The sequence below is a fragment of the Chitinophaga filiformis genome, from assembly GCF_023100805.1.
GTDB classification, from domain to species: Bacteria; Bacteroidota; Bacteroidia; order Chitinophagales; family Chitinophagaceae; genus Chitinophaga; species Chitinophaga filiformis_B.
The window spans coordinates 4,636,151-4,662,237 of record NZ_CP095855.1 but is presented as its reverse complement, the minus strand read 5'-3'; the positions used below and the strand labels follow the sequence as shown (position 1 = coordinate 4,662,237).

Sequence of the window (26,087 nt, the reverse complement as noted above, 5' to 3'; positions counted from 1 at the left end):
GCCTGGCTCATACTTGAAGTGCCCCAAAAGTGTCTAACTTTTTGGGGCACTTCAAGTATGAGCCAGGCTTTATGTTACTATATTCAGGCAGTAATCTCTTCCGCTACAATACAAGCGCTCTTAAAAACGCCCTTACTTCCTGGTGACTCCTGAGGTAATACCTGGCGGCAGATACCTGGCTTCCTACCTTGATTGTCACCGCTTCGGGCGGTAATGTCTTAAAGATATCTTCATCGGTATAATCATCGCCTACGGCCAGCATGAAGTCAAACTCACGGTCGTGCAACCAGGTCAATGCGGCTTTCCCTTTATTGATCTCAATGTTCTTGATCTCGATGACCTTATCTCCCGGGAGGATCTGCAAGCCGATATCGTTCGTAAAATACCGAAGGGTGTTCATCAGCTCATTGGCACGCAATTCCCCCAAGCCTGTTTCCACCTTGCGGTAATGCCATACCAGCGAGTAGCTCTTTTCCTCTATAAAGGAACCGGGCGTACGGTCCATATAGGTATCGAGAATGGGCAGGATGTCCTGTTTCCATTGCGCGGTAAGCCCCGGCAGCATTACCCAGTCTTCCCCATACTTCTTTTTCCAGGCGCCATGTTCTGCTATGAGGTCCATTGGCAGGTGCCCCAGCCATTCCTCCAGTGTTTCATGCTTACGGCCGCTGATCATTACCACGTGATTTGCAGGATCATCGGAAAGCGTTTTAAGCAGGTGATAGAGGTCCTGGTCGGGAGATGCCAGGTCAATATTGGACTGAAACCCTACTAAAGTGCCATCGTAGTCAAGAAAGATAGCACGCTTCGCGGATTTCTTGTAAGCATTCCTGACGGTCGACTGCATATCGAGGCTCATACGGCGGGCCAGCATGGATTGTTGCATTTGCTTCACCTCCTGCAGGCGTGCCATAAATAGTTTCACCCAGTGGGAAATATTGAACTTGCCTACCACCTGCCGCATTTGCTTCATACGTCGCTGTTGTTCAGCTTCCGGCATATTGAGCGCTTCATGCAGGGCCCTTGCAATGGCGCCGATATTATTAGGGTTAACGATCAGCGCATCTATCAGTTCTTTTGAAGCACCGGCCATTTCACTTAATATCAGCACTCCATCATTGTTCTTGCGACTGGCCACATATTCCTTGCTCACGAGGTTCATGCCATCGCGCATAGGAGTGACCAAGCCGACGTCGGCGAAATTGTACAAAGCAGCCAGCGTTTCTATGGGAAAGGAGCGGTAAAAATAATTGATCGGATGCCAGTTGATGGTACGAAAGCGGGCATTGATGCCACCTGCCAGCATATCTATCGCATCTCTCAACTCCCTGTATTGCGGAACGCTATCCCGTGAAGGAACAACAATCATATACAATATCACCTTCTCAACATATTCAGGATATAATTGTAAAAATAATTCAAAGGCCTGCAGGCGTTGGATAATACCCTTACTATAATCCAGCCTGTCGATAGACAGCACCAAGTGCGTCTGCTGGAAACTTTCCTTCAGGCTTTCCATCTGCCGTAATACTTCCGGATCATGAGAAAGCTGTTCGAATTTCTGATTGTCGATACCCATAGGGAAGGTCTCAGCAATCACTGCACGGTCGTTGACCATCACCACGTTGGCCGAAGCATTCACGGGCAGCAGGCGGGTAACGGCATTAAGGAAATGATGGCTGTCATCAAAAGTATGAAAGCCCAGCAGATCAGCGCCCAGCATCCCTTCCAGGAGCTCGCATCGCCATGGTATAAGGCGGAAAAGCTCATAGGATGGGAATGGAATATGCTGAAAATAGCCAATAGCAACATCAGGGGCTTCAGATCGGATCATGCCTGGCAGCAACAACAGTTGATAGTCGTGTATCCATATCACATCACCTGGCTCTGCCACCTGCAAAACAACATCTCTGAATTTACTGTTCACCTGATAATAAAAATCCCAGTATACCTGTTCATAACGGGCGTAAACGGACATATAGTGGAAAACAGGCCACAGTACCTCGTTTGAAAATCCCTCATAGTAGTTGTTAATTTCCTCCTGTGTCAGGTACACAGGCATCAGGTTCAGTGTCTGCAGTTGTTCCCTGATCTGTGGTTGTGCCTCCTCACTCACATCAATGCCCGGCCATCCTATCCAGATATTATAGCCTTGCCTGTAAATGGATCCCAAGCCTGTAGCCAGACCGCCTTCACTCGGATTCAGCACATATTCTCCATCTTTTTCAGTGATCTTTACCGGTAGCCTGTTAGATACAATAATGGTTTTACTCATAATACAGTTATTAAGTCAAAAAATCTATGCTAATATCAATTCCACTCCTGTAGTACGGAGAGCCTTTAACAAAAAACGCACCTGAAAATAGATACGGAAGTAAGCGCTGCCTGCTTTTTATAGGATACAATGGATCATAGCGCTAATGGCAATAGCGCCGAAGATACGGAAATTTATGGTATCTGTTTTGGAACAAACTCGTACATTGAGAAATAAATGATAGTAATGCTATTAATGTTTGTGGCCTGTAGCCGCAGCTTCAGGGCCTTTCCAAACATGCTGTATGCATAATAAATAATAGTAGTGCTATTAATATTCGTGGCCTGCAGCCGCAGCTTCAGAGCCTTTTCAAACATGCTGTATGCATAATAAATGATAGTAGTGCTATTAATGTTTGTGGCCTGCGGCCGTAGCTTCAGGGCCTTTTAAACATGCTGTATGCATAATAAATGATAGTAGTGCCATGAATGTTTGTGGCCTGCGGCCGTAGCTTCAGGGCCTTTTCAAATATGCTGTATGCATAATAAATGACAGTAGTGCTATTAATGTTTGTGGCCTGCAGCCATTGCTTCAGGGCTCTCTCAAACATTCCGTATGCATACTAAAAGCATAAATATAAAAGCATAAAAAGCAATATACATGGAAAAAAGACAACTGGGAAGATCAGCATTACAGGTTGCACCGTTGGTGTTTGGCGGAAATGTATTTGGCTGGACAGCAGATGAAGCAACATCTTTTTCATTACTGGATGCATTTGTGGGTGCAGGGTTCAACACTATCGACACTGCAGATTCTTATTCTCACTGGGCGCCTGGCAACAGTGGTGGTGAATCTGAAGCTATCATCGGCAAGTGGTTAAAGAGAAGCGGGAAGCGCGACCAGGTGATCATAGCAACAAAAGTAGGTGGAGGCAAGGTAAGAGACCTTTCACCGGCCTACATTGAAAAGACAGTTGAAGAATCATTGCGTAGATTGCAGACGGATTATATAGACTTGTATCAATCGCATTACGATGATCCGAACACGCCGGTAGACGACACGCTTGCCACATTCGACAAGCTGGTAAAGGCGGGCAAGGTCAGGGTGATCGGCGCATCTAACTTTAGTCCCGAACGACTATTGCAATCATTGGAATCGAGTGAGACAAACGGTTATCCCAGGTATGAATCATTACAACCATTGTACAATCTGTACGACCGTCAGAAATTCGAAAGAGAATACCTGCCTGTCACGCAACAATACCAGCTGGGTGTGATCAGCTACTACTCATTAGCCAGTGGTTTTCTCAGCGGGAAGTACAGAAGCAAGGAAGACGCTGTAAAAAGTGCAAGGGGAGAAAAAGCGACCAGTTACCTTGACGAAAGGGGGCAAAGCATTCTCGAAACGCTCGACGAAGTAGCGGCAGACTTCAACACCACTCCCACCAGCGTCGCCATTGCATGGCTTGTGCAGCGCCCTTACATCACCGCCCCTATTGTGAGCGCCACCAGCACACAGCAATTGGAAGAGCTCATTAAGGCCACTCAATTAGGACTGGACGCAGGAGCAATAGAGAAGTTAAATATAGCGAGCGATTATGTTGACGAGTGATCATTCAATCGTTCAACCCGTTGAATGATCGAGATCGTTGAATTGATAAATCATTGAAATTGGTGGAATGCTTGAAATACGTTGAGCGACTAATGGTGAGGTTATGAAATGGGATCGGCAAAGGTATCATCACGGGATCGTTAAAGGGTGCCAAACGGCTGTCGTTGAATGCTATCATCAACGGTGCCGGCAAAAACGGCATCAACGGTATTCGTCAAAGGGTTATCATAAAATGGTGTAATCAAACGGTATCATTAAATGGTATCAATAAATGGTATCGTCAACGGGTATCATTAACGGCGTCAGTAAACAGTATCATCAAACGGTTTATCGCCAAACGGTATCATCAACCCGTATCATTAAACGGTTTATCGTCAAATGGGATTATCAACCCGTATCATTAACGGCGTCAGTAAACGGTATCGTCAAACGGTATCATCAACCCGTATCATTAAACGGTTTATCGTCAAATGGTATTCATCAATCCGTATCATCAAACGGGTTATCGTCAAATGGTATCATGAACCCATTATCATTAAACGGGTTATCATCAAATGGGATTATCAACCCGTATCATTAAACGAAAATCGTTAATGGCGATCATTCAACAACCCGTAGCTATCGCTACGGGCTACAAACAACGCTGCTCCTGACGGAGCGCTATCGGATATTGCTGGTAGTTTTTTAGGTGTCCGCCGGTAGTACGAGGTTGGTTTTATTAGTCTCCGGGGCGTTGGAGACGACATTGAAAGTTTCAATAGATTTCCCAAGCCCATACGCTTGAAAAAGCCAGATAGCAAGGTACTCGGAAAGGGGTACAGCCCGCGGTCCTATCTGAAACCAAAGTAAGAAGGCAATCGCAATAATTGCCTACGTCAAAACTCCGTAACCTTGGGTAGCCGTACCTGGTAAATCAGCGCCACCATCCAAAGTAAGAAGGCAATGATCGCGTACGTCAAACTCCGCGTTAATAACCAAGCTCGTAACCCTTGAAAAGCCTGGTAAGTGGCAATAACAAACGCCTGCCCGTGAGAGATCATTCAATCCTGATCACCGTCTTCCCCTTCCCCTTCAACCTCCTGCTCGCCTCAATCGCCTCCGGCACCTCCTCCATACTGATCACCACCCCAACCGGTACTTTCAACGCCCCACTATCCACCGCATCCGCCAAAGTATCCAACGAAGCCGGCGTTCCCTGCGTCTCAAAATTCCCCCCTGTAATTCCCCGCGCCTTGAGCGTCTCTTTATCCGCTACGAATGCGGTCGTCAATGCCGCACCGCCGGTTTTCACCAAGGAGGTCATTGTCTTGAACACTGCCGCGGGGCTAACGAGATCTATCAGGCCTTCCACGCCGGACGGATATTTAGCTTTTATCTCTTTCTCTACAGATATCTTTTTGTAATTGATCGTCTCTTTTGCGCCCAGTTTCTTCATCCGCTCCTCTCCTTCTTCATCGCTGACGGTAGCGATAACATAGATGCCCTGCATATTCGCCAGCTGGACAATGAACGAGCCTACGCCACCGGTAGCGCCTACCAGCAGGAGGGTTTGTTCATGTTTGAGCCCCAGGCGTTCCAACAGCTGAAGCGCCGTCATTCCCGCTGTCGGTATGGCCGCTGCTTCCACAAGGGAAATAGAGGAAGGCGCATGAGATATGGCGGCCTTTTCCGGCACGACAACATACTCTGCATAGGATCCTTCACCAATAGGTGAGTGTATAAATTGTCCGTAGATCTTATCGCCCTGCTTGAAATGGGTAACGCCTTCTCCTACCGCCTCAACGGTCCCTGCACCATCAACACCGAGCACCATAGGAAAATTGTGTGGCATTTTCCCGTCGAGGATACCATCTATTAATTTCCAATCAAACGGGTTAATACCGGCGGCGGCTACACGCACCAGGATCGTCCCTGGTTTTACCTGTGGTTTAGGTAATTCCATCACCTGCGGAATGGCCTTAAACTGGGGAACGGCTACAGCCTTCATAAGTTTCAGTTCAAATTTGTCTGGTTAATCAATATCATGGTTCTTTGGTACTGCTATACGTTGCGCACTGTAGATGCCGGCATGTCCACTGAAATAATAAGCTGTGAAGCAAGCCACTGCGAAGTATAGTACATGTGACGTGCCAAAAAGCTCGATGCCCATCAAGGTGCAGGCTATCGGAGTATTTGTGGCACCTGCAAATACGGCAATAAATCCGAGACCTGCAAACAAATCCACCGGCGCCCCAAAAAGTACGGCCAGCGTATGTCCTAAAGTGGCTCCGATAAAGAAGAGGGGGGTCACCTCCCCACCTTTGAAACCCATCCCCAGGGTAATGGCCGTCAGCAGCAATTTCCACAACCAGCTCCATGATGAGATGGGCGTATTGCTGAAGGCAGAGACAATACTAACACCACCGGGATCGGGACTGGTCACTCCAAGGCCGATATAATCCCGTGTGCCCAGCAGGTGACAGGCGGCAATGACAATGATGCCACCCGCTACCGGGATCAGCCAGGCCGGCCGGATCCATTGCTTTGCATTCGCTTTAATGCTATGGATGCAAATGGAGAAGAGGTAGCTGGCCAGGCCAAATGCGATGCCGCCGGCAATTACTTTTGCAAGTAACAGGAAGTCAAAATGTACAAAGTGGAAGATGATATTCTTTTGATCAAAAAGGATCTGGTAATGTGTGTGCCGGATGCCCCAGGCGGAGCATACAATGTCTGCAAATACAGCAGCAATTAGGCAGGGAATGAGCGCATCATAGCGTATGAGGCCAATAGCCAGTACTTCCAGTGCAAATACGGCCCCCGTCAGCGGAGTGCCGAAAACAGCACCGAAGCCGGCTGCGATTCCCGCCATCAAGATGATGCGTACATCGGCCAGAGATAGGCGCATCCAGCGGGCCAGCATATTCGCCATACTTCCACCAATCTGCACGGCGGTTCCCTCCCTGCCTGCAGAGCCTCCAAACAAGTGGGTAATGATGGTCGTAGCCAGTACCAGGGGCGCCATTCTCGCAGGTACGCCACCGCCCGGCTCATGTATCTCATCCATAATGAGATTATTGCCCGCTTCCGCCTTGCCACCCAGCTTTTTATATAAAAAATAGATGAGTATCCCCGCAAGCGGTAACAGGTAGAGCAGCCATCCATGCTCTTCGCGAATAAGGGTTACCTGTTCCAGTAACCAGAGGAATAATGCAACGAGGGATCCTACGAGGAGAGATACCGGAATGATGATCACCGTCCAGCGGATCAGCTGGTAAGCGATCTTCAATTGTTCGACAGAATGCCTGAAATATTTCATTAGCCTACAAATAAATACGAACTGTTTGCTCCTCCCCATTGTATTATATAGGGAGGTGGTTATTTGCAGGCGCCATCAGACTTGCCCTGGTCATTTGGGCGAAGACGGTTCTTGTGCAGGAAGACACCATTTCCTGGTATAACACAAATATACCATTTGTAAGTGTAAAAAAGTGAAAATATAGTTAAAGACGTGGGATTTTCAGAATGTCTACAGTTTCTTTTGGCAATTTTGTATTAATTTAAATAGTATTACCAGTTACATAAAAGAAATTACCTATTCAAATATGAGATTGTTCTTACTGCTTAGCCTGCAACTGTTGACATACTCTGCCTATGCAGCTGCAGACACAACTGTTGCAGGGATTAGTGCGGATACTACCCATGAGACAAATGTTGTGCCAACCACTACATCAGAGAAAGATCAGACAACCGTTCCGGTATTTAACACCAATCTGGCGTATAAACCTCGTATCCCGAACTATAGCGCCAGATTAGTAAGCATCATCGTTCCAACGGCCATGATGACCTATGGCGCCGTGTCGCTCAGCGGTGGTAAAATACGCTCTCTGGACATGTCTACCAGGAAAGAGATCATGGAAGATCATGGTACTTTCCGCACCAATGTGGACGACTACCTCAAATGGGTGCCTGCTGCTGCCGTATATGCGTTGAACATGGCAGGTATTCATGGTAAACATAACTTCGCCGACCGTACCATATTATTCGGCATGTCCTCGCTCATCGCTACCGGAAGTACTTTCGCGATCAAGAGCGCTACCAACAGGCTTCGTCCTGATGGCAGTACTTATAACTCCTTCCCTTCGGGGCATACCGCCATTGCATTTATGAGTGCACAGTTTATGTGGGAAGAATATCATGAAGTAAGCCCCTGGTATGGCGTAGCCGGTTATGCGGTAGCTGCTACCACCGGTGCACTCCGCATCTATAACAACCGTCACTGGTTAAGCGATGTTGTAACAGGTGCAGGTCTCGGTATTCTAAGCACCAAAGCAGCATACTGGTTATATCCTAAAATGCAGCGCCTCTTTATCCATGATACAGAGCACTCCTCTACCAGGATCATGCTGATGCCTAATTACGATGCACAATGGAAATCAGCAGGACTATCGCTGCTGTTGACAAAATAATTTTGTGGTTGATCATACTTTCGGGGCAAGGGTCTTCAGGGCGCCTTGCCCTTTCTGTTTTTATGTAATCAGCAATTCCTTCACCGTTTGAACCTCTGCTAAATTGACCACCGACACAACGATTTTACCGCCTGCAGGCAATACCTTTGCTTTGTAATGCCAGTCTACGCCGTTCCAGCCTAAAGATGCCGGCCCGTTCTCCCTGACAACACCATCAGCGTCTACTACCGTTACCTCCACTTCTGCTACACGGAATTCATTTTTGGCGGTCACTACCACCTCCGTATCTTCTATGCGGATATTTTGGATGTCCGGACTACGGTAGGCATCCCTCACGGCCATATTATAGGCGTTTTGCCCCGGCCCTGCCAGGGACGCGTAATAGGCTTTCACCTCGGGATCGGCCAGCGCCCGTTGCCACGCGACGAAGCAATGCTCATCCGCTCCCTTGCAGCTAACTGCTTTTGTGTAGGCTTTTTCCTTGACGGGCCTCGTTTGGTCGCCATGATGACCTGCCCATTCCGTTCGTAGATCGTGAGTTGTTTGCCGAGGGTTCCCCGTACAAGTTTCAGGAGGATATTATCCTTAACAATGGCCATAAAAAGGTTTTTTGAGGTTATAGATTACTAGCTTACAGGTAGTGTACAGTTAAGGTACAGATATCTATGCATAACTAGACCAAAATAATATATAAAGGTCACCTCAATATCGAAAGGATATATAGATACCCTTTTTATGCCCTTTATATGTCGTTTTTGTATCCTTTCGACATACTACCTCCAAGCCGACCGGGTAATACTTCGGGCGAAGATGTAAGACACCTGGCCTACATTGCCAGCATCACACAGGGCATCGATGTGGCGCTGACCAATAACGGCATGGAGATGGTCCCCATTTTGCAAGTTTCAACCCGAGCTGAGAACTCACTGCAGTCATATTAACACCAACTACAATATTTTAAGGTAAGAATATAGGGCCTGATAATGAGAAAGGGTGCGATGTGAGCTGCCGGAAGAGGTCGAAGCGATTTCCAGCTCATAGTCGAACTGTGGTATAAAACGGAGTTGTTCCCCGGTAATCCAGGTTTAAACTTGCATACAGGCTACATTATTTTTATATTAATAAGCGTCCCTTTCCTGGCATCTCCGGATGCCACTCTATAAGTTTGTATCACTCAAAATCACATTACATGGATCGTCGTTCCTTATTGAAAAATCTGGGCCTTGGCGCACTGATAGGAGTACTCCCCGGTACCCGCGCGCTTGCTACTATTACAGATAATATCATCAAGCCTAAGAAAAGGGTATTGCGTTTCGCCCACCTGACGGACGTACATCTGGAACCTGAATTAAAGGCGCCCGAAGGACTGGTAAAATGCCTCCACCACATACAATCACAAAAAGACGCGCCTGCTTTTATCGTGAATACAGGCGATTGTATCATGGATGCCCTCAAAGCACCCAAAGACCGTGTTGAATTGCAGTGGAACCTCTGGCACGGACTGATGAAAAGCGACAACAGCCTGCCCATCGAATATTGTATAGGAAATCATGATATATGGGGCGCGGGAGAAACAAGCGATCCCCTCTATGGTAAGAAATATTCACTGGAAATGATGCGCCTTGAAAAGCCATACCGCAGTTTCAATAAAGCGGGCTGGCACTTCATCGTCCTGGATAGCATCCAGCCGAAAAATGATGGCGTATGGTATACCTGCAAACTGGACGATGAACAGTTCGACTGGCTGGAAAAAGACCTCGCCGCCAATACGCAGCTGCCCATTATCATATTCTCACACGTTCCCATTGTGTCTGCAGCAACGGTTGTAGTAGATAATAAATTTAAGGAAGATACCGGTTACCAGCTGGGCCTTGGCTCCATGCATACAGACGCCGCCCGCCTGGTCGCCCTGTTCGATCAGCATCCAAACATCAGGTTGTGTATGAGCGGACACATTCACCTCTATGAACAGGTGATGTATAATGGCATCACCTATGTCAGTAACGGGGCCGTAAGCGGCAACTGGTGGAAGGGAACGAGGTATCGTACTGAAAATGGCTATGCCATGGTCAATCTCTATGACGACGGCAGCTTTGAGAATGAATATGTTCCTTATGGATGGACCGTCTAAGCCTTACGGCGCTTTTCGTCGGCTTTATCTTTCTCATCATATTCATTTTCATCATACCCTTCCAGGGTATTGTTCTTGTCGTCATTGAACTCCTTTTTGGGAGCTGCTTTGGCAACATCGGTAGCGCCTGCATTCTTACGCTTCACCTGTTTGATGGCTCTCTTTTCATTGGTGGATTTCTTGATCGTCATATCATTAGGTTTATCAATGAAATACAAAAATGCTGCCGGGGAACAAAGATGCGACATCAGGGGAGATAACATAGTTAACTACTCAAAACAGAGATCACCGGACACTATGCAATAAATAAAACAGAGGGGCCTCCTAAAAGAGGCCCCTATTCGCTTTTTACCTACAACTTTTTACACTGTTTATATTTAACTGTTTTCTGAGACAAAGATAACTCACTGTCAATCAGCTCACTTTGTTTAAAGAGTCAGATTACTTTGTTCAAAAGCTCATTTATGCATGTGCAGGCTTTCCGGGGTGCGTTCAAGCACATCGGTGTAAGCCCTCGTTTTGACTTGTTATTTTTTTCTATGTTGCTGATAGATATCCATCAAAATACCCGCCCATGCCTCATGAACATGCTCCGGGCAAAACCGGTTCAAGATCGATACGCAGCATTATGGTACGAGGTATTATGAGGTGTCTTAAAGAGCATGATAGCTGAGGGCAGCTGCCCTCCATTTCCATGCTTTTCATAGCTTCGAAAACTTCTTTAACCTTGCTAATAGTTCCCTGTTCCGCGCTTTTGCCCATCATTATGAGACACTCTCCCTGCCGATCTAATCTATCCTGACCCCTTCTTTTATTTCATCATTCGCATGAACGATCACCTTATCTCCCGGCAGTAAACTGCCAAATACTTCGGAAGAGTCATTGTGGTGATTTCCTTCCTGCACATCGACCCAATGCGTATAGCCTTCCCTGATAGCCACCACATACTTTTTTTCTGTAGATGTAACGATAGCGCTGCCAGGCACCACCATCGCCTGCAGGGACCCTGTAACGGGAATGGTGATCTCCGCATACATCCCTGGTTTTAACAGATGCTGGGCATTCTGTACATCCACTTCTACAGCTTCAGAGCGGTAACGGTCGCTCAGGGAGCCTGCCTGGCGACTGATAGCCCCCGCAAACAATTTCCCCGGCAAGGCATTCACATGGAAAGATACCTGTCTTGTGGCCGACAACTGCGCGCTATAAACTTCCGGTACCTGTACCACCAAACGCAGGCGATCTTCCTGTTCCAGCATCAGCATGGCACCGCCGTCAAGCTTTGTTCCCGGTCCTACCAGCGCTCCGGGATGCACATTACGTTCAGTGATCACACCATCAAAAGGCGCCGTCACCGTTAAATAACTCCTGGTAGCCTCCAGCGCCCGGAGATTTGCCAGCTCGCTGTTCATAATAGCGCTGTCGGCCGCCATGCGGGCATTGGCCACTTCCACATCATGAGCGGAAATAGTACCCGGCGTCTCACTGACGGCAAGCGTACGTTCGTAGTTGTCTTTCGAGGCCGCAAACATGGCCCTGGCCTGCAGGTATTTTGATTGTGCCGCATAATACTGCTGAATGATCTCCGGTGCATCCAGGGTGATCAGCACCTGCCCTTTGCGTACCACACTGCCCCTGTCGACCGTTACCGTTTTTACAAAACCATTTACCCGCGGATAGATACTCACGCGCTGATAGGCTTCCAGTACGGCAGGTAATTGTATATTGGACGAAAGCGGTTCATGCACAACGGCTGCCAGCTCGAATTTCCTGCTCTTGTTACTTTTGGTGGCCGTTTTCTTTTGGGGCGCCTTTTCATGGCAGGCAGTGAACAATATCACCAGGAGGCTTATACTGAAGAGATACTTATACATGAGTTGTCGCTATTTTAGGTTTGTTGACTTTTTTTTCGGGCATCAGTGAAGGATCTTCATAGGATGCTTTGCGTTGGATGGCGGCATATACGAGCGGTAAGATCAGCAGCGCCGCCAGCGTGGAGGCAATAAGCCCTCCTATCACCGCACGGCCCAATGGGGCTGTCTGGTCGCCCGATTCGCCCAGCCCCGTTGCCATGGGTATCATACCCGCTATCATCGCCAGGCTGGTCATCAGGATGGGACGCAAACGGATACCGGCGCTGGTAATAGCCGCCTTATAGGCATCCCGGTATTCCAGGCGGAGCTTCTCTGCATTCGTTACGATTAGGATCGCATTTGCCACAGATACCCCTGTAGACATGATCATACCCATGTAAGACTGCAGGTTCAATGTCGCCCCTGTCAGTAATAACATTACCAGGGCGCCTGCAATTACCGCAGGTACAGTGACGAGTACAACAAAGCTTAATTTGAACGACTGGTAGTTTGCGGCCAGCAATAAGAAGATCACGACAATGGCCAGCATCAGCCCGTTCTGTAAACTGGATAAAGTGTCCACCAGCAGGCTCGAACTTCCCTTCAGCTCTACCTTCAATCCGCGGGGCGGTTCTCCCATCTCATTAATAGCCTGCCGCACGGCTTTTGTCGCTGCACCCAGGTCCTTCCCATTGATGTTCGCACTGACAGTTACAAAGCGCCTTGTGCCGGCCCGGTCAAATTCCCCCGGCATCTCCCCGTTCGAGAATGTTGCCACATCGCCCAATACCGGCCTTGGCTGCCCTTTTACCAATGGTATTTCCTTCAGGTCATTAATGGTCTGCATGATGTATTCGGGCACCTGTACCTGCACCTGGTAAGTGTAAGCTACTTTTTCATCCAGCCACTGGTTCTTTTCGGTAAACCTGCTGGACGATGTGGATGCCGTCACAGAGCGGGCCACCTGGTACATGTTCAACCCCATCTGCGCCACCTTGAACCGGTCAATATTGATATTGATCGTAGGGTAATGCAATGGCTGGGCGATCTGCACATCCCGGAGGAAATCGACTTCCTTCAGTTTATCCACCAGTCCTCCGGCATAGCCGGCAATCTGTTTCATATCCTTTCCCGCTACCCTTACCTCAATAGGCGTAGCAGCTCCCTGCGCCATGATCTTCTCCGTCATGTCGACCGGTTCAAAGCTTACGCGCATTTCGGGCATTTTAGCCTTAATACGGGCCCTCAGTTCGTCTTTGAGTGCCTCTATGTCAACTTTGTAATCCTCGTTTAAATTGACCTGCAACACCGCTTCATGCGTGCCCGCATTAAACACATACAGGTTACTCGTTCCATAACTGCTTGGCACCAGCCCTACATACCCGGAACTGATAGCCACATTTCCGTTCACCGTGCTATCGATCAATGCCAGCACCTCGTGTACTTTTTCCTCCGTCCTTTCCAGTCTCGTACCATCCGGCTCTTTCAGCCGCAACTGGAACTGGCCTGTGTTGACATGCGGCATCAGGTCTTTCCCGATCACTACGAAAGCCGTTCCTGCAATGGCAAACGCCAGTATGATATACACACCTATCACCCAGCGGGAACGTCTGCCCAGCCATTCCAGCAATGACAGGAAGCGGTTCTTAAACCGCTCAAAACCGTTCGCCCCATGGGGCTTATGGTTGTGCCGTTCCTGATCATGCCGTACCTGGCCGATCTCCTCTTTATCTAAGGCCAGCCCGTGATTGAACTTACCTTCCTTCAACCACCAGTTGGCCAGTACAGGTACCAGCGACTGTGCCGCGAAATAGGATGCTATCATGGCAAAACCGATGGACAGCGACAATGGCAGGAACATCGCTTTCGGTACACCTGTCATGATCAGTGATGGTGCAAATACCGCCAGTATGCACAAGAGTATCAGCAACAAAGGGAATGCAATCTCCTCGCTGGCTTCATAAATGGCCTGTCGCTTGGATTTTCCCATCTCCAGATGCTGATGAATATTCTCTATCGTCACGGTTGCCTGGTCTACCAACACGCCAATTGCCAGCGCCAGGCCGCTCAGGGTCATCAGGTTGATGGTCTGTCCGGCCAGCTGCAATCCAAGTACTGCAGCCAGGATGGCAATCGGGATCGTGATCACTACCACCAGGCAGCTGCGCAGATCCCTCAGGAACAACAATACCATCAATCCTGTGAGCAATGCGCCCAGTATCCCTTCGGTCAACAGGCTTTTCACGGCATTGATCACGAACACTGACTGGTCAAACTCGTAGGTCACTTTCACATCTTCCGGCAAAAGGCTCTGCATCTCCGGCAGCCTTGCCTTTAATTCTTTCACTACATCCCAGGTAGAAGCATCCGCAGTTTTCACTACCGGGATGTAAACAGACCGGCGTCCGTTCACCAGCGCATAATCCACCGTTATATCGGCCGCGTCGCTCACCCGGGCTACATCCCTGATAAACACAGTAGCATTGCCGTTTGTGGTGATGGGAATATCCCCGAAATCTTTCACTTCTTTTTCCAGTGAATTGATGGTAGTGACGTACATTGTATTATTGATACGGATGTTCCCCGAAGGCGTCATGACATTGTTCTTCGCGATGGCTTCTACCACTTCATCGGCACTCATATTGTAACTGCGCAGGCGGTCAGGATCCACACTGACGATCACGGAGCGGGAATTGGCGCCAAAAGGCGGCGGCGCCGACAAGCCGGGTACAGCGCCGAACATGGGCCGCACACGCGTATTGGCCAGGTCGTAGATATCTTTCAGGGAACGGTTTGGACAGCTGAACACCAGTTGTCCTACCGGCAGAGAAGAGGCATCATAACGAACCACCTGCGGAGGCAAAGCGCCCGGAGGGAAGAACTTCATGGCCCTGTTCACCTGCAGGGCCACCTGTGCCGAGGCTTCCGCCATATTGGTATTTTCATAAAAAGAGAGCTTGATCATGGTCAGCCCCTGTATATTCTTGCTGCTGATATTTTTGATCCCGTTCACATAGAGGAACTGGTCCTGTAAACGGGTAGCGAAGAATCCTTCCATCTGCTGGGGCGACATACCGCCATAGGGTTCTATGACGTAAATGGTCGGCAGGTTCAGCTTAGGAAAGATGTCTATCGGGATATTCATAACAGCCAGTACTGAAAACAGGAACATGCCGAGGGTTAAGACCACCACGGACAATGGCTTTTTCAGTGCGCTAGTGACTAATGACATACTATTATTTTTATCTTTTACTGCCTGCGTGCAACTTCCAGTTGCTGCACCAGTTCCTGAATATTGTTAGCTGTAAATGCCTGGGTAAACAATGCCTGCCAGGCCGCATTTCGCGTCTGTATAAGATCTGTTTCCGCCCTGTTCAGCAGGTATAAGGCATTGGTCACCTCGATGATATTGGTCAGTCCTCCTTTGTACAATGCCATCTTCTGCAGGGCCGCTGCTCTGGCGGCATTCAGCTGCGCCGGCATTTCCCGGAGCTTGTCCAGGGCAGTACTGATATTGAGCCGGGCCTGTTGCAACTGGTTGTCCAGTACGGTTTGCGTGGTTTCCAGCTGCTCTGCGGCCGCCCTCGTACGTAAATGCTGTTCCCGCACCTTATCCCTGGTGTGTCCTATATCTGCCAGGTTGTAGGTCAGGGCCAGTCCCGCCAGGTAGTTATAACGGCTGTATCCCAGTCCGCTCCACAGGTTTTTGTTGTAGATGTCGTTGAACTGTCCACTGGAACCGCGCGTCCACCCGGAAGCCAGCAGGGATATCTTAGGCAGTGCTGCCCTGCGGATGACCTCTTCATGCTTTTGCTGTTGCTGCAACAAGCCATTATAATATAACAACACCGGATGCTCCTTCGCCACTACAGCTGTATCAACCAATCCTGCCAGCAAAGACAAGAGGCCATTGTTATAAAGGGTATCCGGCCGGATAGTGCTGGTATCCAGTCCTGTTAAAATACCCAGGTGCAGCCGTACACTGTTATAATTGTTCTGTATATCGAGATAGTTCAGTCTTGTTTTGGATAATTCTGCAGCTGCTATGGAGCTGTCCACCCCAGGTTTCAGGCCATGTAATACGATAGCCGTCACCGCCCGCTGTACAGACCGTGTACGGTCAATATTGTCTTCCTGGATCTTCATCAGCGAGCGATATTGCAATAAGCCCAGGTAGTCCCGCACCACAGCCACCGTAAGATCATTGGCAGTAATATCAGCATCCAGGTTCAATACTTTCTGCTGCTGCATCGCTTCTTCTTTCTGTGTACGATAAGCGCCGAAATTATATACCTCCCATTGCACCTGCGCCAGTGCAATATTGCCACTCATAAGGTCATTGCGGTTGGCTCCGCGGATACCGCCTGAAGTGGAGGGAATGGTACTGAGCGGAAAATAAGAGCCATAAATACCATTGTCGGTTCCTATGGTGGCTTCTTCCACCAGCTTTACCGAAGGCCACCAGTTATGGCTGACATCCGTTGTATGGGCAATACCGGCGCGTGATAATGTTTGCTTTGCTTTTAATGATGGGTAATGTTGAAGGGTCAGGGTAATGGCCCGTTGCAAGGACAGATCGTCTCCTGCTGTCTGCGCATCTGCACAGGGAGGAACTCCGGCTACCAGGCATAAAATTATCACCCACAACCCTGCAGCAGTTCTTTTAGTCATAACTACAGCGATTGAGTGACCATAGACATCCGTCTACGGTATTAAATAAAGAAAAATAGAAAATGAATATGGAGATCAGGCCAGCGGAGGACCACGCCAGTCGCTCAATGTAACGGCGACACTGATATAGGAATTCTTATATCCGCTGTAAACAACAGGAATATAAACAAACAGCGTTTTTATACGGATACTGGGTACAAACAGGCATAGCTCGTGATAGTCGTTCAATGCCCTTGTACGGTGATTATACTTCCGGACACCGCTCTTAAAACACTGTACATCGTGTACCTGATCTGCCACCCTGGTATATGCCTTATCAGCGCTATATTGATGTACAACAGGCTTTGAGCCGGAAGAAATAAATGGGGCGCCACCCTGCAGCAGAAGCAGGGAGAAGACGCAGGAAAGGAAAAGTAAAAGCCCTTTGAGCTGTTTCAAGTTGAGACCCATTTATACGCATGCAAGATATTTAAACAAAATTATAATACATAGCCTGCCTGCCTGTTTTAAGGGAATTATAATGTCAGTTCCGGCGTCGCGGTACAGAGCTTGTGTATATTTGCCGTATGAACTGCCTGATTATCGACGATAACAAACTGGCGCGCACCGCCATGAAGCAACTTGCCAGTCATGTAGATCAGCTGCGTGTAGCTGGCGAATGTTCCAGTGCATTGGAGGCTTATAATATCCTGCAAAAGGAAAAGATCGATCTCCTGCTCCTGGATATTGAAATGCCCGGCATGAGTGGTATTGAGCTGACACGTAATATCGGCAAAAAAGGCCCCATTATCATCTTTACCACGGCGAAGAAAGATTATGCCGTGGAGGCATTTGAACTGCATGTGGCAGATTATCTCATCAAACCCGTTACGCCTTCCCGCTTCCTGCAGGCGATAGAACGGGCGAAAGAGGTGCAACAGGCGACCTCCCGCGAGGTGCATGATACCGACAACGAGTTCGTCTTTATCAGGGATAGCGGCATACTAAAGCGCATCAGGCTGGATGATATCCTCTATCTCGAAGCAATGGGCGACTATGTAAAGCTGCATACTTCGCAGAAGTTTCATGCGGTTCATTCTACCCTGAAAGCGATAGAAGAAAGATTACCGGAAACGAAGTTCATGCGGGTACATCGTTCCTATATAGTAGCACTGGATAAAATTGAAGCTATACAGGATGGGGCGATTGTTATTTCAAAGAATTCCGTTCCTGTGGCAGATGCTTATCGTGCGGCGCTCAATAGTCGCTTGAATTTGTTATGACCTTATCCCTGCCTTAACAGAATGATGGCGGTTTACCTGGCGCTTACGTATGCCGTTACTCGTTTGTTGCTTATTATTTGCGCTAAGTAGCCCGGTTCCAGTATGGGATCACTGGCTGTAGTTCTTCGAAGCCACGTGTTATTAAGCTTTAGGAATCGTATGGGCAGTTGGATATGTATTAAACTCCCGTCAAGCGTGTGAGCTTGCTTCGAACAACTAAGGCCAGCGATTCCCATCTGAAACCGTTGCTACTTATGCGCGGCCTCCTCGATGTCTTGATTCCCCGTCTTAATTGAGCACGTATTTCATAAGATAGACAGTTATAAATACGCGCACACAGTATTAGGGCAATCTCAGCGCTTGGAGATTGTCCCTGTTGCTCGTCTGTTTCCTATTATTTGCGCTAAGTAGCCCGGTTCCAGTATGGGATCACTGGCTGTAGTTCTTCGAAGCCACGTGCTTTAAGCTTTAGGAATCGTATGGGCAGTTGGATATGTATTAAACTCCCGTCAAGCGTGTGAGCTTGCTTCGAACAACTAAGGCCAGCGATTCCCATCTGAAACCGTTGCTACTTATGCGCGGCCTCCTTAATGTCTTGATTCCCCATTTCATTAGAGCAACTGCCCATTTATAAGGCAGACTGTATTTAACGCGCACACAGTATTAGGGCAATCCCAGCACCTTGATATTGACTTAATAGGTGAGAAACACCCGTACCCCATTGCAGCGAGAGATAATATATACTAATAGGGAGAGCGTAAGTAGCACCGGTTTCAGATGGGAATGTCGGGCCTTCGGCTCTCCGGTGATACGACTGGTGCTGCCCAATCTTTATCCAAATCATATACGTTTGAAAACGCCCAATAGCATTCCAGAGAGGCGCCGACCGACATCCCATACTGAAACCGAAGCTACTTAGCGTAAATAATTCCAGACAGACGCCGATCAGCACATCATGCTGAAATTTAGTGTAGACTGACGTTGATTTATTTCAATCCTGCCGCTGCTTGTTGCAGATATGTCGTCAACCGGTTCACCGCTGCCGCTGCGATCGCGATCTGCTCCTCTGCTTCCTGCCATCTGCGCTGTTCTATCGCCTCGCGGATGCCCGGCAATGTCTTCACACCATAACCTGTATAAAATCCGGGCGCATATACGGTATGCTTATACCATGCCCTGTTCGGCAAGCCCTTGTCGTATAACAACTGTTGTTCGGCCTGATACAACGCCTTATTCAGGGCATCCGTTTTTGCAGCGGGAAGAGGCGCCTTGCTTCTCGCTTCCTGCAACTGCTGTGTGGCCTTGTCCAGCGCTACGAGTGCGTTCTGGAGTTTTGAGAAATCCAGGTAAGGCACTTCTGACTTCAGGGCAGGTGCCTTGATTGGCTTGGTAGCATCCCCTGCCAGCTGGTAGGCATTATTGTTAATGATCTGGTTCTCCACCGCGGTAGATTCCCGCATCTGTTCTGCCAGTGAGATTAGTTCTGTAGTATATCCGTTGATGGTTTTGGCAAGACTACGGAAGTCAAATGGTAATACATCAGCATCTGCTAATCTCAGCGCCGCATGACCACCCAATTTGGACAGCGCTACTCCATACTCAAAACCGGGATCTTTAAAGCGGGAATAGTTTTCATAGGTATCATAGATGGAATGGTATTCGCCTCCTGCACCTTCACCGCCAAAACCGATGTTCAGGGATGGGATGCCCAGGTGCTGGAGGAAAGATGAATAGTCAGATCCCGAGCCCAGCGCACTGATAGTCAGGTCTTTCTTTCCCAGGAGCTCCTTTTTGGCCTTTACAGTCGAAGCAGTAACGATATCAGCCGCCTGCTTTCTTTCCAGGACAGATACTTTCGTCTGAGGGTCGGTAATGCCCCTGGCAATCTCCCCCACAAAAGGTTCCAGTGCATGGGAACCACCTATACCTAGAAAACCACGGCTATTGCCGTCTGAATTTATATAGGCCACCGCCTTCTGTTGCAGTTCCGCAGCATGCGCCTCCACCCATTCGGTAGAGCCGAGCAGTCCGGGCTCTTCGCCGTCCCAAGCAGCATATACTAATGTCCTTTTCGGTTTGTAACCGTTCTTTGCCAGTACACCAATGGCTTTGGCCTCTTCCAGGAGCGCAGACAGCCCACTGACAGGGTCGGCAGCGCCATATACCCAGGCGTCATGGTGGTTCCCCCTGATGACCCACTGGTCAGGGAACTGGCTTCCCTTCATAAAAGCGATCACATTGTAGGCCGGCACCGTCTTCCAGTCAAATTCAAGTTTCAGATGCACCTTTGCTTTGCCCGGACCGATATGATAGGTAAATGGCAGCGCGCCCCTCCAGCTCTCCGGCGCAACCGGTCCTTCCAATGCCGCCAGTAAAGGCGCGGCATCGTGATAGCTGATCGGCAATACCGGGATCTTCAGCAGGTTGGTGGCTTCAGCCCGTTCCAGCCGTTTGGCGTTTTCCGTAGCACCTACGCCCGGAGTGAGTGGGTCTCCCGGATAGATCACCATATCCATAACAGAACCTCTCTGGACCCCATACTCGCTTTTATAGGCGCCCTGCGGATACACGTCGCCCTGGTAATAACCATCGTCTTTAGGATCGGAATAGATCAATGTACCAATAGCGCCATGTTCCTGCGCTACTTTGGGCTTAATACCCCTCCAGGAACGGCCATATTTCGCGATCACGATCTTACCCTGCACGCTGATGCCCAGCCTTTCCAGGTACTCATAATCCTCTGGCAGACCATAATTCACGAATACCAGCTCGCCTGTTACATCGCCATCAGCGCTCCAGGCATTATAGGTAGCCAGTTCATCCGGCTGGCCCGTACTGGGATCCTCCTTCAGAGCCGGCTCTTTGAGCACCGCCTTATAGTTCTCGGGATGGCTGGCTTCCAGTACCCTGGTCTTCGGAGTAGGGAAAAGCACCTGGTAGGTCTCTATCCTGGCGTCCCAGCCGTAGCTTTTAAACTGCTGTAAAATGTTTTCTGCTACCCACTTATCCCGCGGCATACCGAGATAGTGTTGCTGTGCCGACAGCGTCTTAATATTATTCCCGATAGCAGCCGCACTCAGCTCCTTGTCGAAATTGGCCTCGAGCTGTTGCTGTTGCTGAACATGCTCACCGTTGAAACCACTCAGTTTCTGCTGGGCATAAGCGCCTTGCAGCATCAAAACGAGGGCAATACCGGAAGTGATCTTCTTTGAATTCATGCAAAATGAGGGTTTATTTTGGTTGACATTTAATGTCTGTCTATGGCGGTGGCGAACAAATATAATATATCCCAACGACAGTTGTTCCCCTTCCAACGACGACTCGTGCCTGTTAAACCATTTCTCCTCTTTTGCCTTTCACATGCCCTGTATCTTTGAGTCAACAAAACAATGAAACAGTTGAACAATCAACTGGAAGAATAAAAAAGTAATTGAACAGAATAGTTAAACAAATCAATCATCAAATAAAAATAAGAAATCATGAAAAAGCTAGGAACTCTGATGGCTGCTGCCCTGATCTTCGCAGGTACCGCCACTTTCGCTGCTGCTCCTGTACATACAGCTAAAGCAGCAACTGCTAAAACTACAACTGTTAACGCAAAACAACAGGAAAAACCTAAAGCAGCGACCACAACGCACGCTCACAAAGCTCACAAGAAACATCACGCGAAGAAAGCTGCTAAGTAAGCAGCAGGATCAACAGCTCATGTAGTTCAGGCGGTTCTGAAGGTATCGAAAACAAACAAGCAAGTACAAAACGGACAGAACACAAACAGCAGGAACCAATTGAACGCATGAAAGGCATAAGAGCGATGAAGAGCATGTGGACGACCGGCTTGTCTTAAATAAGATTTGGGTTTTACAACAATGAATGACGGGTGACGAATAAATAGTATTCGTGATTCGTCATTCGTATTGCCGGGAGAAAATACAGTGAGGGGCCAGAGCAGTGCAGAGATAGTGGGGTACCAGGCAAGATCACAGTTCAATATCAATAAGTGGCAGCGGGGTTCATCGGGGCTGATTGTGATGGCCTTCATTCTCTTTCATGAGAACCGGGAATTGACCTAAAGCCGGAAAAAGCTGCAGCTTCCTCAGATACGAACAAAATCACAACCATCATAAACATAACGAAATTCATTCGTAATTTTAATACAAATACTCACTGAAAAAATGCAGCCGAAGCTGATCAAATATTACCTGCTAGGCCTGTTCATACTGGGACTGGTACTATTCATCGTGCTGCAATTCAACTCAGCTCAGAACATCCGGAAACTCATTTCCGGCAATGAGAAACTCCTCGACGAACTGAACGTCAAAAATGAACTGCAAAAATTACAAACCAGTATAGCCAAAACCGATAGTAAAGTACGGGGTGCAGTGATCTCCCAGGATACATTGAATATCACCGGTATAGAAGCCGAAGTAGCCCTTATCAAAGCCGACCTGCGTGAAATTAATAAGCTCGTAAGCAACGACAGCACAGAAAAATTACTGACCCAGCTGAACTATCTCGTAGAAGAAAAGAACCAGCTGAACATCGCCATACTCGACACGTTTTATACGAAAGGGAAATGGCCCGCAGAGAAAATAATCAATGCACAGAAGGGAAAACGCCTGGGCGACGCCATCAATGTGATCCTTCATGCCCTCGACAGCACCAGGCAGACAGAAGTGAATCATACAACGCACATGATCGATACCAGCGGACAAAAAGCCCTGAACTGGGGAACGATCATGCTGTTCTTTGCCTGCCTTTCCAGCCTCTTGTCATTTTTATATATTACCAGCAGGATCTATAAACAGGAACACCTGATCGAGGCGCTCGATAAATCGCGACAGCAGGAAAAAAAGCTGACCGTAGTCAAAGACCAGTTCCTGGCTAATATGAGCCATGAAATAAGGACGCCCATGAACGCTGTACTTGGCTTCACGCACCTGCTGCAGCAACAGCCGATGAATGAAAAGTCCAGGGAATACGTCACTGCCATACAGCATGCCGGCGAGAACCTGCTGGAGATCATCAACGATATACTCGATATTTCCAAGATAGAATCCGGTATGATGCGGCTGGAGCCCGTGTCCTTCAGTTTACGCGGTATGCTGCATTCTATGGAACTGATGTTCCAACCCAAAGCCCTGGAAAAGAAACTGGAATTATCCTTCAGCATCGACGCCCATGTACCCGACATCCTGTACGGAGACGTGATGCGCCTCACGCAGGTGCTCGTCAATCTCGTGAATAACGCCATCAAATTCACCCACCAGGGAAAAGTGCAGGTGAAGGTGAGCCAGGTAGCCGCAGAAAGCGGGGTAAGGTTGTTATTTAACGTCAGCGACACCGGTATAGGGATCTCCCCCGACAAGCTGCCTGCCATCTTCGACCGCTTTAACCAGGCGGAGGCAGACATCACCCGCAAATTTGGAGGAACCGGCCTTGGACTGACCATCGTACGACAGCTGGTGGAATTACAGCATGGTAGCATCGGTGTTGAGAGTGAACCGGGGAAGGGCAGCACCTTTAAAGTGGAATTGCCTTACACCCTGGGAGAGCTGTTGCCCGACAGCGGCGAGAACTACACCTATTCCCAGGACAATTTTGCCCTGCCGCAACAGCCCGACATACGGTTGCTGGTTGCGGAAGATAACAAGATGAACCAGAACCTGTTAAAGCATCTGCTGGGCAACCGGCAACTGCATTATCAGTTGGTGAATAATGGCCAGGAAGCAGTATCGGCCCTGTCAAAGCAGCATTTTGACCTGGTGCTGATGGACCTTCAGATGCCGGAAATGGACGGTTATACCGCCACCAGGAAAATAAGGGAGGAATTACAATCCAATATTCCGATTATCGCCATGACGGCCCACGCCATGTCGGGTGAAAGGGAAAAATGCCTGCAGGCGGGAATGAATGAATACCTGTCAAAACCCATACGTGAGGGAGAGCTGTACCGCATGATACAGGTCTTCACCGGCAAGAGCAGCACACCGGAACTATATGCTCGCCATAACGGGCATTCCGCCTTTCATAATGGCAATAGCAACGGACATGCTACAGAACAGGAAACACCCCTGATTCAGCTGGAATACCTGCACCAGTTATCCATGGGCGATAAAACATTTGAGCAGAACATGCTGCAGCAGTTTGTAACACAATTACCGGAAGACCTTTCCCTGCTAAAAAAAGCGATCGACGAAGGATCGGTCACCGCTATACGTAGCACCGCTCATAATATTAAGACGACTATTTCCTTTATCGGATTGGAAACCACGCTATATCCCCTGCTCGAGACGCTTGAAGGACTGGACAACACCTATGATGCGGCCTTCGTGACCGGACAATACAATACTCTTAAAACATTGTGCATAAAGGCATTAGAAGAAACGCTGCGTTTGCTCTTATAACCCGGCCTTCGCTTTTTCCCTGTTCAACGACAGTTCCTCCCCGTTCACCGAAACCGCCCCATGTAAGCCTCCTGCCGGTAGTATCTTTACATCAGCAAATTAATTCAAACTCTCAATTAAAAATCACTAATCATGAACATCAAGAAAAGTCTTATTGTAGCCGCAGTATTTATGAGCGTTAGTGCTGTAGTTTTTGCACAGACACCTGCACAGAAACCTGCTAAGAAAGAAAAAGCAAAGACAGAAAAACCAGCTGCAGATACTGCGAAAGCTGCTCACAAAATGCACAAAAAAGCTGCTCCTAAAGCACAGTAATCTTAATTGCGCAACGAAGAGATTGTAAAGGGGCTGGCCTTCGGGTCAGCCTCTTTTTTGCTTTAACCCTGGTTATCTCGGGATATGGGATAGGAAGTACTCACTCAAAGAGACAACTTACACATATAACGGGGACGGGGTATTGTAAAGAGAGTAGCCCCGCGGTCTCTTTTTTTCGCCGTAGTTATCCCGCGATATATAACGGGAAGTATTCACTCAAAGGGACGACTTACACATATAACGGTGATCGGGCATTGTAAAGAGGTCAGCCTCCGGTCAGCCTCTTTTTTCATGCCATAGTTATCCCACGATATAGAGCACGAAGTACTTACTCAAAGGGCATACTTATGCATGTAAGGAGACTGGAGCCCCAAACCGGAAGTGGATACTATCCGATAGCAGGTACCAATTCCCGGCTATATTGCTGATACTGCAGGGAACAGATGTTAATGGTAAAGATGGACTTATGGGAACTACGGGGCATATCAATACAAGGTCTTATCCCCCTTTATCTGCCAGTCTTTGAATACACTCAAAGCAGCATCAGACGGGAAAGCAATGAACGGGATCTTTTTATGGTCATGGGGCACCCCGATCTCCTGGTAAATGAATGAATCATCAAAATCGATTGCGGCAGCATCTTCTTTTGTATTGGCAAAATACACGCGCTGCGGCCTGGCCCAGTAAATAGCCCCCAGGCACATCGGGCAGGGTTCACAGGAAGTATATATTTCACAGTCATGCAACTGGAAGGTACCTAAACGGGTGCAGGCGTCCCGGATGGCCATTACCTCGGCATGAGCAGTGGGGTCGTTGTGAGAAAGCACCTGGTTCCATCCCCTGCCTACAATCTCATCTCCCCTTACCACAATGGCGCCGAAAGGGCCTCCCTCTCCGTTTTCCATTCCCTGACGGGAAAGTTCCACTGCTATCTGCATAAACCGCTTTTCTCGTTCTCCGATCATAAAATACTTGTGATTTGATATATGTTAAACAATCCGCTTACGGTGCTTACCCGGACGGAATGATCGCTTAATGATATTGCACTGTTTCCAAAAGTACGTAAAAATGACGCGCCTCCCTTACAGCACAAAAAAGAGCATGCATAAGGCATAAAAAAACCCGGATAAAGAATTAT

19 protein-coding genes and 1 riboswitch are annotated in these 26,087 nt (G+C 48.4%); of the genes, 7 read left to right on the top strand and 12 right to left on the bottom strand.

Annotated elements, in window-relative coordinates; translation table 11 throughout:
* Positions 1 to 103: 103 nt before the first annotated feature.
* Positions 104 to 2,275 carry a bifunctional alpha,alpha-trehalose-phosphate synthase (UDP-forming)/trehalose-phosphatase gene (locus MYF79_RS18235; RefSeq protein WP_247809077.1) on the bottom strand — a complete coding sequence of 724 codons (2,172 nt, stop codon included), beginning with the start codon at positions 2,273 to 2,275 and terminating at the stop codon, positions 104 to 106.
* Between the two features lie 415 nt (positions 2,276 to 2,690).
* The gene (locus MYF79_RS18230) at positions 2,691 to 2,864 is read right to left on the bottom strand and encodes a hypothetical protein (protein WP_247809076.1); all 174 of its coding nucleotides are present in this window, start codon (positions 2,862 to 2,864) and stop codon (positions 2,691 to 2,693) included.
* 50 nt (positions 2,865 to 2,914) lie between these two features.
* Here MYF79_RS18230 and MYF79_RS18225 point away from each other — a divergent pair, with 50 nt between their 5' ends.
* Complete coding sequence (locus tag MYF79_RS18225; protein WP_247809075.1) at positions 2,915 to 3,865, top strand: aldo/keto reductase; 951 nt, start codon at positions 2,915 to 2,917, stop codon at positions 3,863 to 3,865.
* Positions 3,866 to 4,901: 1,036 nt separating this feature from the next.
* On the opposite strand, the gene MYF79_RS18220 is transcribed toward MYF79_RS18225, so the two are convergent.
* The gene (locus tag MYF79_RS18220; protein ID WP_247809074.1) at positions 4,902 to 5,852 is read right to left on the bottom strand and encodes an NADP-dependent oxidoreductase; all 951 of its coding nucleotides are present in this window, start codon (positions 5,850 to 5,852) and stop codon (positions 4,902 to 4,904) included.
* A 24-nt stretch (positions 5,853 to 5,876) separates the two neighbouring features.
* Positions 5,877 to 7,163, bottom strand: coding sequence for a voltage-gated chloride channel family protein (locus MYF79_RS18215; RefSeq protein WP_247809073.1), 1,287 nt, complete (start codon positions 7,161 to 7,163; stop codon positions 5,877 to 5,879).
* Positions 7,164 to 7,222: 59 nt separating this feature from the next.
* A riboswitch (Fluoride riboswitch) is annotated at positions 7,223 to 7,306 on the bottom strand.
* Between the two features lie 143 nt (positions 7,307 to 7,449).
* Here MYF79_RS18215 and MYF79_RS18210 point away from each other — a divergent pair.
* A complete protein-coding gene (locus MYF79_RS18210; protein ID WP_247809072.1) occupies positions 7,450 to 8,313 on the top strand; it encodes a phosphatase PAP2 family protein in 864 nt (287 codons plus the stop codon).
* A gap of 60 nt (positions 8,314 to 8,373) precedes the next feature.
* On the opposite strand, the gene MYF79_RS18205 is transcribed toward MYF79_RS18210, so the two are convergent.
* Positions 8,374 to 8,655: a hypothetical protein gene (locus MYF79_RS18205; RefSeq protein ID WP_247809071.1), complete on the bottom strand. Its 282-nt coding sequence runs from the start codon at positions 8,653 to 8,655 to the stop codon at positions 8,374 to 8,376.
* An 847-nt stretch (positions 8,656 to 9,502) separates the two neighbouring features.
* On the opposite strand from MYF79_RS18205, the gene MYF79_RS18200 reads away from it, so the two are divergent.
* Positions 9,503 to 10,444 carry a metallophosphoesterase family protein gene (locus MYF79_RS18200; RefSeq protein ID WP_247809070.1) on the top strand — a complete coding sequence of 314 codons (942 nt, stop codon included), beginning with the start codon at positions 9,503 to 9,505 and terminating at the stop codon, positions 10,442 to 10,444.
* Here the strand turns inward: MYF79_RS18200 and MYF79_RS18195 are convergent.
* The 5 genes from MYF79_RS18195 to MYF79_RS18175 all read right to left on the bottom strand — a co-directional run bounded on the left by MYF79_RS18195 (position 10,441) and on the right by MYF79_RS18175 (position 17,406).
* The gene (locus tag MYF79_RS18195; protein ID WP_247809069.1) at positions 10,441 to 10,635 is read right to left on the bottom strand and encodes a hypothetical protein; all 195 of its coding nucleotides are present in this window, start codon (positions 10,633 to 10,635) and stop codon (positions 10,441 to 10,443) included. The genes MYF79_RS18200 and MYF79_RS18195 overlap by 4 nt on opposite strands.
* Before the next feature lie 597 nt (positions 10,636 to 11,232).
* Complete coding sequence (locus MYF79_RS18190; protein ID WP_247809068.1) at positions 11,233 to 12,318, bottom strand: efflux RND transporter periplasmic adaptor subunit; 1,086 nt, start codon at positions 12,316 to 12,318, stop codon at positions 11,233 to 11,235.
* On the bottom strand, positions 12,311 to 15,529 hold the full coding sequence (locus MYF79_RS18185; protein WP_247809067.1) for an efflux RND transporter permease subunit: 3,219 nt from the start codon (positions 15,527 to 15,529) through the stop codon (positions 12,311 to 12,313). Before MYF79_RS18185 ends, MYF79_RS18190 begins: the two co-directional genes overlap by 8 nt.
* A 17-nt stretch (positions 15,530 to 15,546) precedes the next feature.
* Complete coding sequence (locus tag MYF79_RS18180; protein WP_247809066.1) at positions 15,547 to 16,968, bottom strand: TolC family protein; 1,422 nt, start codon at positions 16,966 to 16,968, stop codon at positions 15,547 to 15,549.
* Between the two features lie 75 nt (positions 16,969 to 17,043).
* Positions 17,044 to 17,406, bottom strand: a complete 363-nt coding sequence (locus MYF79_RS18175) for a hypothetical protein (RefSeq protein WP_247809065.1) — start codon at positions 17,404 to 17,406, stop codon at positions 17,044 to 17,046.
* A 128-nt stretch (positions 17,407 to 17,534) separates the two neighbouring features.
* Between MYF79_RS18175 and MYF79_RS18170 the strand changes: the two genes are divergently transcribed.
* Positions 17,535 to 18,230, top strand: a complete 696-nt coding sequence (locus MYF79_RS18170) for a LytR/AlgR family response regulator transcription factor (RefSeq protein WP_199656704.1) — start codon at positions 17,535 to 17,537, stop codon at positions 18,228 to 18,230.
* A gap of 986 nt (positions 18,231 to 19,216) precedes the next feature.
* Here the strand turns inward: MYF79_RS18170 and MYF79_RS18165 are convergent.
* Positions 19,217 to 21,448 carry a transferrin receptor-like dimerization domain-containing protein gene (locus MYF79_RS18165; protein ID WP_247809064.1) on the bottom strand — a complete coding sequence of 744 codons (2,232 nt, stop codon included), beginning with the start codon at positions 21,446 to 21,448 and terminating at the stop codon, positions 19,217 to 19,219.
* 261 nt (positions 21,449 to 21,709) lie between these two features.
* Here MYF79_RS18165 and MYF79_RS18160 point away from each other — a divergent pair, with 261 nt between their 5' ends.
* The 3 genes from MYF79_RS18160 to MYF79_RS18150 all read left to right on the top strand — a co-directional run bounded on the left by MYF79_RS18160 (position 21,710) and on the right by MYF79_RS18150 (position 24,949).
* Positions 21,710 to 21,916 carry a hypothetical protein gene (locus MYF79_RS18160; protein WP_199656702.1) on the top strand — a complete coding sequence of 69 codons (207 nt, stop codon included), beginning with the start codon at positions 21,710 to 21,712 and terminating at the stop codon, positions 21,914 to 21,916.
* Between the two features lie 486 nt (positions 21,917 to 22,402).
* Positions 22,403 to 24,634, top strand: coding sequence for an ATP-binding protein (locus MYF79_RS18155; protein ID WP_247809063.1), 2,232 nt, complete (start codon positions 22,403 to 22,405; stop codon positions 24,632 to 24,634).
* A gap of 132 nt (positions 24,635 to 24,766) precedes the next feature.
* Complete coding sequence (locus tag MYF79_RS18150; RefSeq protein WP_106604024.1) at positions 24,767 to 24,949, top strand: hypothetical protein; 183 nt, start codon at positions 24,767 to 24,769, stop codon at positions 24,947 to 24,949.
* Positions 24,950 to 25,434: 485 nt separating this feature from the next.
* Here the strand turns inward: MYF79_RS18150 and MYF79_RS18145 are convergent, their stop codons facing one another.
* A complete protein-coding gene (locus tag MYF79_RS18145; RefSeq protein ID WP_247809062.1) occupies positions 25,435 to 25,914 on the bottom strand; it encodes a nucleoside deaminase in 480 nt (159 codons plus the stop codon).
* Positions 25,915 to 26,087: the final 173 nt, after the last annotated feature.

Excerpts from the sequence above, each read along its gene's own strand:
- MYF79_RS18235 (WP_247809077.1), bottom strand. The coding sequence starts at position 2,275 with ATGAGTAAAACCATTATTGTATCTAACAGGCTACCGGTAAAGATCACT.
- MYF79_RS18230 (WP_247809076.1), bottom strand. The coding sequence starts at position 2,864 with ATGTTTGAGAGAGCCCTGAAGCAATGGCTGCAGGCCACAAACATTAAT.
- MYF79_RS18225 (WP_247809075.1), top strand. The coding sequence starts at position 2,915 with ATGGAAAAAAGACAACTGGGAAGATCAGCATTACAGGTTGCACCGTTG.
- MYF79_RS18220 (WP_247809074.1), bottom strand. The coding sequence starts at position 5,852 with ATGAAGGCTGTAGCCGTTCCCCAGTTTAAGGCCATTCCGCAGGTGATG.
- MYF79_RS18215 (WP_247809073.1), bottom strand. The coding sequence starts at position 7,163 with ATGAAATATTTCAGGCATTCTGTCGAACAATTGAAGATCGCTTACCAG.
- MYF79_RS18210 (WP_247809072.1), top strand. The coding sequence starts at position 7,450 with ATGAGATTGTTCTTACTGCTTAGCCTGCAACTGTTGACATACTCTGCC.
- MYF79_RS18205 (WP_247809071.1), bottom strand. The coding sequence starts at position 8,655 with ATGGCCGTGAGGGATGCCTACCGTAGTCCGGACATCCAAAATATCCGC.
- MYF79_RS18200 (WP_247809070.1), top strand. The coding sequence starts at position 9,503 with ATGGATCGTCGTTCCTTATTGAAAAATCTGGGCCTTGGCGCACTGATA.
- MYF79_RS18195 (WP_247809069.1), bottom strand. The coding sequence starts at position 10,635 with ATGACGATCAAGAAATCCACCAATGAAAAGAGAGCCATCAAACAGGTG.
- MYF79_RS18190 (WP_247809068.1), bottom strand. The coding sequence starts at position 12,318 with ATGTATAAGTATCTCTTCAGTATAAGCCTCCTGGTGATATTGTTCACT.
- MYF79_RS18185 (WP_247809067.1), bottom strand. The coding sequence starts at position 15,529 with ATGTCATTAGTCACTAGCGCACTGAAAAAGCCATTGTCCGTGGTGGTC.
- MYF79_RS18180 (WP_247809066.1), bottom strand. The coding sequence starts at position 16,968 with ATGACTAAAAGAACTGCTGCAGGGTTGTGGGTGATAATTTTATGCCTG.
- MYF79_RS18170 (WP_199656704.1), top strand. The coding sequence starts at position 17,535 with ATGAACTGCCTGATTATCGACGATAACAAACTGGCGCGCACCGCCATG.
- MYF79_RS18165 (WP_247809064.1), bottom strand. The coding sequence starts at position 21,448 with ATGAATTCAAAGAAGATCACTTCCGGTATTGCCCTCGTTTTGATGCTG.
- MYF79_RS18160 (WP_199656702.1), top strand. The coding sequence starts at position 21,710 with ATGAAAAAGCTAGGAACTCTGATGGCTGCTGCCCTGATCTTCGCAGGT.
- MYF79_RS18155 (WP_247809063.1), top strand. The coding sequence starts at position 22,403 with ATGCAGCCGAAGCTGATCAAATATTACCTGCTAGGCCTGTTCATACTG.
- MYF79_RS18150 (WP_106604024.1), top strand. The coding sequence starts at position 24,767 with ATGAACATCAAGAAAAGTCTTATTGTAGCCGCAGTATTTATGAGCGTT.
- MYF79_RS18145 (WP_247809062.1), bottom strand. The coding sequence starts at position 25,914 with ATGATCGGAGAACGAGAAAAGCGGTTTATGCAGATAGCAGTGGAACTT.